This window comes from Bradyrhizobium glycinis, assembly GCF_016031655.1.
Lineage (GTDB): Bacteria > Pseudomonadota > Alphaproteobacteria > Rhizobiales > Xanthobacteraceae > Bradyrhizobium > Bradyrhizobium glycinis.
In genome coordinates, this window is record NZ_JACCHQ010000057.1 from 1 (window position 1) to 6,132 (window position 6,132).

A 6,132-nucleotide genomic window follows, 5' to 3' on the forward strand; every position below is an offset into this window, starting at 1 on the left:
CGAAAGCTTCAACGGTCGGCTCCGGGATGAATTGCTGAACGAGACGCTGTTCACGTCGCTGGCTCAGACCCGCGTCGCGCTCGGATGCTGGCGCGCCGATTATAACTACACACGACCGCACTCACAGCTCGGATGGAAGACGCCCTCCGAGTTCGCCTTCACCTGCCACCCGCGCCGGGATCTGGCGCTGCGCTATGCCGATGGCTCCGCGCCAGCTCCCGTCGCTACCACCGCCCAACTGGGCAAATCCAATGGCTTGAGCGAACTCAGAACTGGATAAAATCTGGGGGCAAGGTCAGCTCGCGTGACTACGGGTATTATCCGCCAACCGGCAAGGATGTGCAGGAATGGTATGGCGCGGTGCTGCATCTGATCTCGCCCCTTGCGATATCCGACGGGCCCGTTGCGTCCGGTGTTTGCAAAGCTATTGCTCATGAATTCCGGGGTCTCTGGTCCAACGCTGGCCAAGTGGACGCTTTGGAAGGGCTAGCGAACCAAATCGCTAGCAAGGGATTCTGGCGCGAAGGTTGGATAGCCGTGCGTCAGACACGAATTTATGATGGCGAACACATGCCCGCTGACATACGCAAGCGGCTGACGGCACTGGAAGAATCTCTGCGTCCCAAGGATCTCGTCGATAAGGTGAAGGGTGTGGTTCTGGGATCAGGACGCAGCGTCGACCTGGATGATCTCGATGAGGTAGAAAACGACGACTACGAGGGCGCAATGGTGCGCATGAACCAGACGGTCGAGAGTCTAGGAAGGGATGTGGCGAACGACGACGAGGCTTTCAAAACCCTACTTCTGAGCCTCGTGCGCGGCGGTTCTCGCGTCCCTTTGTTTGGCGTCGGCCTCGGAAGCAGCACTGAAAAGCCTTATGAGATTTGGCATGCCCTCAAAACTGAATTCTCGGCATCGGATAAGCCCGACACAGGTCTCATGGGCGGCTTCCTGCTCGGTCTACAAAAGCTGGATGCCGTGTTGGCTGACAAGATGCTGGACGAGGCCGTTGAGCACCCGTCAGTTGGGGTGTATTTTCCACACCTTCAAGCGCGGATCGTAGTGGATAAAAACGGCCTTAAGCGCCTGCATCTGGCCCTCGAGCTCGGCAAAGCCGACATCACTCAATATTTCGCACTCGCTCATGGTCTCGCGAGCGACGACATCCCGGGGCCCGAGTTTCGTGACCTTCTCCTTGCCATTGCGAAGAAGCCCGGAGGCCTGACGGTCGCTCTTGAAATCCTGTCGATGCGTTTGTTTGCAAACGGAATGGACAAGAAGGAACCAGTGCCAGAGGCAGCCGAGGCGGGGCGTGTTCTTCTAGATGCCTTCGAGTTTCACGCAAAGGATGCTCGCTCGGATCGGGAAGATCGCGAGCTGGGAAGTATCGTGAAGGTTTCGCTGGCAGGGGAAGAAGGAATCCCGATCGTTCGGCGCATTGTCCGGAAATTGATGATTGCTGTCGGCCGCTATGACATCCACGCATATGCCCAGGATGATCTTGTAATGGGCCTGCTTCACGTTCATCCGAGCGTAGTGCTCGATGAAGCCTTTTCGGGCGATGAAAAGGCGCGGGCAAAAGCCGTGCAGGCTTTCGTCGATTTTCAGCGCTTTCGCAAGAATCCAGTAGGTGTCGTGCCCGATGATGTTCTTCTTGGGTGGTGTGATGTTGATCCGGCGGTCCGCTATCCTCTCATGGCGGCATCGGCGGGCTTGTTCAAGCGGCCCGCAAATAATGAACCACATGAGTGGCTTCCCTTGGCATCGAAGTTGCTCACCAAGGCTCCCGATCCACATGCTATCTTGAAAGAGATCGTGCGGCGTTTGCGCCCGTGGAGTTGGAGTGGTTCGCTTGCGACGCAGCTCGAAGGCCGCTTGAAGCTGCTTGAGCAGCTTCCGGCCGGCCACGGTCCGCAAATAGCCGATGGTCTCAACAAGGCCAAGTCCGACTTCCAGGAATGGATTGCTAAGGAGCGCAGAAACGAAGCCGCAGAGAGCCGGGAACGTGACAGCCGGTTTGAGGATTAGTTCGGACTGCCTGTCAAGACGCCCGGCAGTGCGCGCATTCCGGCTTCGGTGTGCGGTACGTGCTGTAATGCTCCAAGGGATCGACCAACTCTCCCGGATGGGAGTGACCGACGAGCCAGTCCGACGGTACGTTCGTCCGCAACGTAAAGGTAAAATCAATCGGCGCGGACCAGTCCGGCCGGTTGCATGCCAGCCGCGCCCATTCGCGAAGCATTTTGGTGGCGAGCTCCTTGCGTGTGGCGAGGCTGCCCATACGCAACGGTAAGTCAATCTCAAGCAATGTCGGCACACCCGTCGTCTTCAAAACGTGCCGATAAGAGTGGCCGAGAACCGCAGAAATCCATTCGCTACCATAGATGAGATAGTGTGCTGCGTGCTTGATCAACGATTGATCGTCTGCGACTACATATAGGGCGCCGATGTCGAGTGTATTCTCGATAGCGGCAATCGCGTCTGGAAGCCGGTCCTTGAAATATTTGAGCTCGGGACGAGCATCGACCACGGCCTGCAGCCGTGCAATCATTTCCGCACGGTCGTGCGTGCGCAAACCTTCCCGCTGATAGATGCCCGCATCGTCGGTTCGGCAGCCGTGATAGGCACGGATCGTTGCAGGTTCAATAGCCTCGGCCAACTTACTGGTGTGGTATTCGACATCGGCTGTGACGCATTTGTCGAGGACACGGGACCAATCAGAGTCATCCCAGCACAAATCACGAAATTGGCGAGGTTTCAGCTTCTCTAGGCCACCGGCACGTAGCCGAGGACTGAGCCATGCGGTGAGTTGCGGCACCCAGCTTCCGGGTTTCTTCCAAACAAAACAGTGTCCTCTCCAGACACTGTCGTCTTTTGCTAGTTGCCGAGCTGGCTCTAGCAATTCTTGTAGTGCTTGCGGCATTGATGCAGACAAATCTCCATTCGTTTTGCCTAGGCGCATCACCGTCCGTCCTATGAATCCTTGATATTCGTCTTTTAGAGAACGCCAAGTACCGAGCCGATGGCACTGAGTACCGCGGCAATCCCCGTGAGCACTGCGGCACGGCTGTTCAACTGCGAGGACTCGTAGAAGGCGACTTGCCCGCTCATGATGTGCAGCTCAGGTACGTCCGAAATTGAAGCGGCCGGATGGTGAATGGGAATCCGACTTGCCTTCAACCAATAAAAGGCCGCGGCAACGGCCGTGCCTAAACCTGCAATAGCAAAGACAACCGCTAAGCTGTGGGCGATGCTCATTTGAAACCTCGTTGGTTTGCGTTCACAACCAAAGTACGAAAAGGGGAATCATCGCACGCATTAATGCAGCACCGTCAATGACGGTTTTCAAGGTGTGAGGCCTGTTGCTCGCCGTCGCCGGCCTTGTAGCGCGCATAGTGCCGGAGCGCAGCGGAGGCCCACTGAAAATGGCACCCGATTTCGGACAGTGATAGCGACGCCGGCATGAAATGACGGCGGGGACCGAAAGCGAGTGCAGTCGCGAGACCGGTTAACAAGGCACCCGTTGGAGGGGCAGTGATAGCGGTGCCACGAAGCGGCAGCCCCTCAAACGAATGCCTCCGGCGAGTGACACATTAGACATCAGCGCCAAGAGTCTCTTCGCGGGCTTCGGCGGGTACGGGCTAATCAAATCTCGTTCGATGAGGCCGACGCATATCCGCGTATGGAGAATGCGAATGACTTTCTATTAGCAAGTTTGAAATTTGTAAGCGCGCTGCGCCATGCCGCTATATCTGCTGCGTCGCACAACGAACTCGGAGGCAGCGCGACGGCTGCGATGATGAGCGCTGCCAACGCCGCGGAAAACGCGGGTCTGCCTGATGCTCTCTTCGATTCCATGGCGCGGTCTCTAAGTATTCGACGTACACTAGGTGTTGACCGGCCTGCGCTTTCAGCAGAGCACGCCTGGAAACGTTCAGGGCGCAGATGCCTTGGGTCGTACCTTCGCATTCGATGCAGAAAGTCTTGAAGCTCAATAGGCCGCGCATGGCGGTCGCTTTCTTCTTCCAGTCCCAGTGAATGTCCTGGGGCCAGTCCTGTCGCGGCACATTAGCGGCCTTCAATCGAGCGACAGTTGCCTCAACCACTGGACGCCATCGCGTTTCCCAATGAGCGATGTTCGAGGGCTCGATCGGATGGCGTAACTCTGCATCAACCGGCGCATCGGTAGCCCGGACGATGAGAGGAATGGTTGCAACAACTGAACTCATACGAGCATCAACTCCGCTTTCTCTTTCGTCGCGTCGTTCTCGAAACAGAGCTTTTCACCTCGGTCCCGCAGCATTGTAGCGGAATTGCTGGCGCGGCATGGGTTCGGTCGGATCGTGTTGATTGAGCCTGATCGGATCGAGGCAAAGAATCTCGGACGCATCCTGAATTCGTTTCCGGCAGACATTGGCGAACTCAAAGTCGATGTGACTGCTCGCGCTATTCGCGCCTTCAATTCGGTACCGTGGTCGAAACTATCGCAGCGGAAATCGCGACGCCGCAGGCCGTGCGTGCGGCGTCATCCTGTGATTTTGCTTTTGGCTGCATGGATTCTCTGTCTGGCTGCTCGGCGATCAATCGTTTGGCGGCATTCTATCTGCTCCCATACATTGATCTCGGCGTTCGCATTGACGCCGAACCGTCGGGGTTCATCGAACAAGTATGCGGAGCGGTGCGTTACTTGCGGCCTGATGGATCGAGCCTCGCAAGTCGTGTTGTATTCAGCTACGAAGAAGCTCAAGCCGATGCAATGCGTCGCAATGATAGGGAGCGCTATGAGCAGCTTCGCAAGGAGCGCTACATTCACGGTGTTGCCGAAGCCCAACCAGCAGTCATGGCGCTCAACATGTCGATTGCGCCGCTGGGCGTAATGGAACTATTCGCACGTCTCTATCGCTTCCGCGACGTCCCAATCACCGTTACGCCACGACGACGCTTAGCTTAACGCAAATGGGATTCTACCATGATGCTGAGGGGCAGGCCTGCAAGGTCTTGCAGCGCTACGTCGGCAGAGGCGACACAGCGCCTCTGCTCGATCTGCCGGAGCTGAGCTCATGAGTGAAGCTATTCTGACGTTCCTATTGCGCATTTGCTATTGGCTGCAAGACCGGCTTTGGCCTGCCAAGCGGTACTGCATCCTTCGCGTCGCCGATCGCCCGGAAGCCCTTGCTGGTGACGTTTTGTATGTCATCGGCAACGGCCCCCAAGCATGGGAGGCGGCAATGCGGTGCCCCGAAGGGTGTGGACGAACGTTGTCCATGAACCTTTTGCCGGGAGCACATCCATGCTGGACCTTACAAGAGCACCCGGATGGCACCGGCTCTCTAACACCCTCCGTTTGGAGGAAAGAAGGGTGCGGCTGCCATTTCTTTCTCAGGCGTGGAAAGATCGAGTGGGTCAGCTAGGGGCCTCTGTTAACGGGAAAGCACGACAGATAGGAATTGGCATGCATAGCCTCAAAATCAAGGTGACAGTTGGGATAGACCTTCGCGGCGGAAACGTTGCAAAATCTAACGGCCCTCGGCAGGCGGTGCTATGCAGAATGCCCGATAGGCCTTAGCGAAGTTCGAGACGTGTACACATAGAGCGCTGATTCTGTTCGGTTTTTTGCCTGATTTCTCTAAGGCCCAAGCGCTAGCGCGAAGGAGTCGAGGAGGATATTTTCGACTTGGCGCTGATGCCAAATGCGCTCTCCCGCCCCGCAGGGCGGCGTGGACTCGAGGACTGCCATAGCGCTGGCCACTCTCGCGATGGATCTGCCGGATCTCGGCCACATCGGCGTCGCCTGCGTGGTGGGGCGCCACGCCTCCGTTGCCGGCTCTTGCCGGTGACCTTGCCCCCAGATTTTATCCAGTTCTGAGTTCGCTCAAGCCATTGGATTTGCCCAGTTGGGCGGTGGTAGCGACGGGAGCTGGCGCGGAGCCATCGGCATAGCGCAGCGCCAGATCCCGGCGCGGGTGGCAGGTGAAGGCGAACTCGGAGGGCGTCTTCCATCCGAGCTGTGAGTGCGGTCGTGTGTAGTTATAATCGGCGCGCCAGCATCCGAGCGCGACGCGGGTCTGAGCCAGCGACGTGAACAGCGTCTCGTTCAGCAATTCATCCCGGAGCCGACCGTTGAAGCTTTCG

At 57.4% G+C, this 6,132-nt stretch carries 9 protein-coding genes and 1 pseudogene; 5 read left to right on the plus strand and 5 right to left on the minus strand.

The annotated features are described in order from the left end of the window. Positions 1 to 280: integrase core domain-containing protein (locus HZZ16_RS36735; RefSeq protein ID WP_197955725.1), on the plus strand; the 280-nt coding region annotated here is incomplete at its 5' end. Positions 281 to 360: 80 nt separating this feature from the next. After that, a complete protein-coding gene (locus HZZ16_RS36740; RefSeq protein ID WP_197955727.1) occupies positions 361 to 2,028 on the plus strand; it encodes a hypothetical protein in 1,668 nt (555 codons plus the stop codon). A gap of 13 nt (positions 2,029 to 2,041) precedes the next feature. Here HZZ16_RS36740 and HZZ16_RS36745 read toward each other — a convergent pair whose 3' ends face one another. From HZZ16_RS36745 to HZZ16_RS36755, 3 genes are all read right to left on the minus strand, one after another. Further along, the gene (locus tag HZZ16_RS36745) at positions 2,042 to 2,818 is read right to left on the minus strand and encodes a hypothetical protein (RefSeq protein WP_197955728.1); all 777 of its coding nucleotides are present in this window, start codon (positions 2,816 to 2,818) and stop codon (positions 2,042 to 2,044) included. Between the two features lie 179 nt (positions 2,819 to 2,997). Then, on the minus strand, positions 2,998 to 3,258 hold the full coding sequence (locus HZZ16_RS36750; protein ID WP_197955729.1) for a hypothetical protein: 261 nt from the start codon (positions 3,256 to 3,258) through the stop codon (positions 2,998 to 3,000). A 488-nt stretch (positions 3,259 to 3,746) separates the two neighbouring features. Beyond that, complete coding sequence (locus tag HZZ16_RS36755; RefSeq protein WP_197955730.1) at positions 3,747 to 4,229, minus strand: hypothetical protein; 483 nt, start codon at positions 4,227 to 4,229, stop codon at positions 3,747 to 3,749. A 72-nt stretch (positions 4,230 to 4,301) separates the two neighbouring features. Between HZZ16_RS36755 and HZZ16_RS38530 the strand changes: the two are divergent. The 3 genes and pseudogenes from HZZ16_RS38530 to HZZ16_RS38635 all read left to right on the plus strand — a co-directional run. Continuing rightward, positions 4,302 to 4,454, plus strand: a pseudogene (locus HZZ16_RS38530) (ThiF family adenylyltransferase); the annotation flags it as partial. Between the two features lie 17 nt (positions 4,455 to 4,471). Beyond that, on the plus strand, positions 4,472 to 4,951 hold the full coding sequence (locus HZZ16_RS36760; protein WP_246510695.1) for a hypothetical protein: 480 nt from the start codon (positions 4,472 to 4,474) through the stop codon (positions 4,949 to 4,951). Between the two features lie 109 nt (positions 4,952 to 5,060). Further along, on the plus strand, positions 5,061 to 5,411 hold the full coding sequence (locus HZZ16_RS38635; protein ID WP_283815918.1) for a ubiquitination-like system serine protease family protein: 351 nt from the start codon (positions 5,061 to 5,063) through the stop codon (positions 5,409 to 5,411). 105 nt (positions 5,412 to 5,516) lie between these two features. On the opposite strand, the gene HZZ16_RS38535 is transcribed toward HZZ16_RS38635, so the two are convergent. Continuing rightward, the gene (locus tag HZZ16_RS38535; RefSeq protein WP_376707618.1) at positions 5,517 to 5,810 is read right to left on the minus strand and encodes a helix-turn-helix domain-containing protein; all 294 of its coding nucleotides are present in this window, start codon (positions 5,808 to 5,810) and stop codon (positions 5,517 to 5,519) included. Positions 5,811 to 5,852: 42 nt separating this feature from the next. Continuing rightward, positions 5,853 to 6,132 (minus strand): integrase core domain-containing protein (locus tag HZZ16_RS36770; protein ID WP_197955725.1); only part of this gene is annotated, 280 nt, incomplete at its 5' end.

Coding starts and splice junctions, on each gene's coding strand:
- HZZ16_RS38635 (WP_283815918.1), top strand. CDS start 5,061: ATGAGTGAAGCTATTCTGACGTTCCTATTGCGCATTTGCTATTGGCTG.
- HZZ16_RS36755 (WP_197955730.1), bottom strand. CDS start 4,229: ATGAGTTCAGTTGTTGCAACCATTCCTCTCATCGTCCGGGCTACCGAT.
- HZZ16_RS36750 (WP_197955729.1), bottom strand. CDS start 3,258: ATGAGCATCGCCCACAGCTTAGCGGTTGTCTTTGCTATTGCAGGTTTA.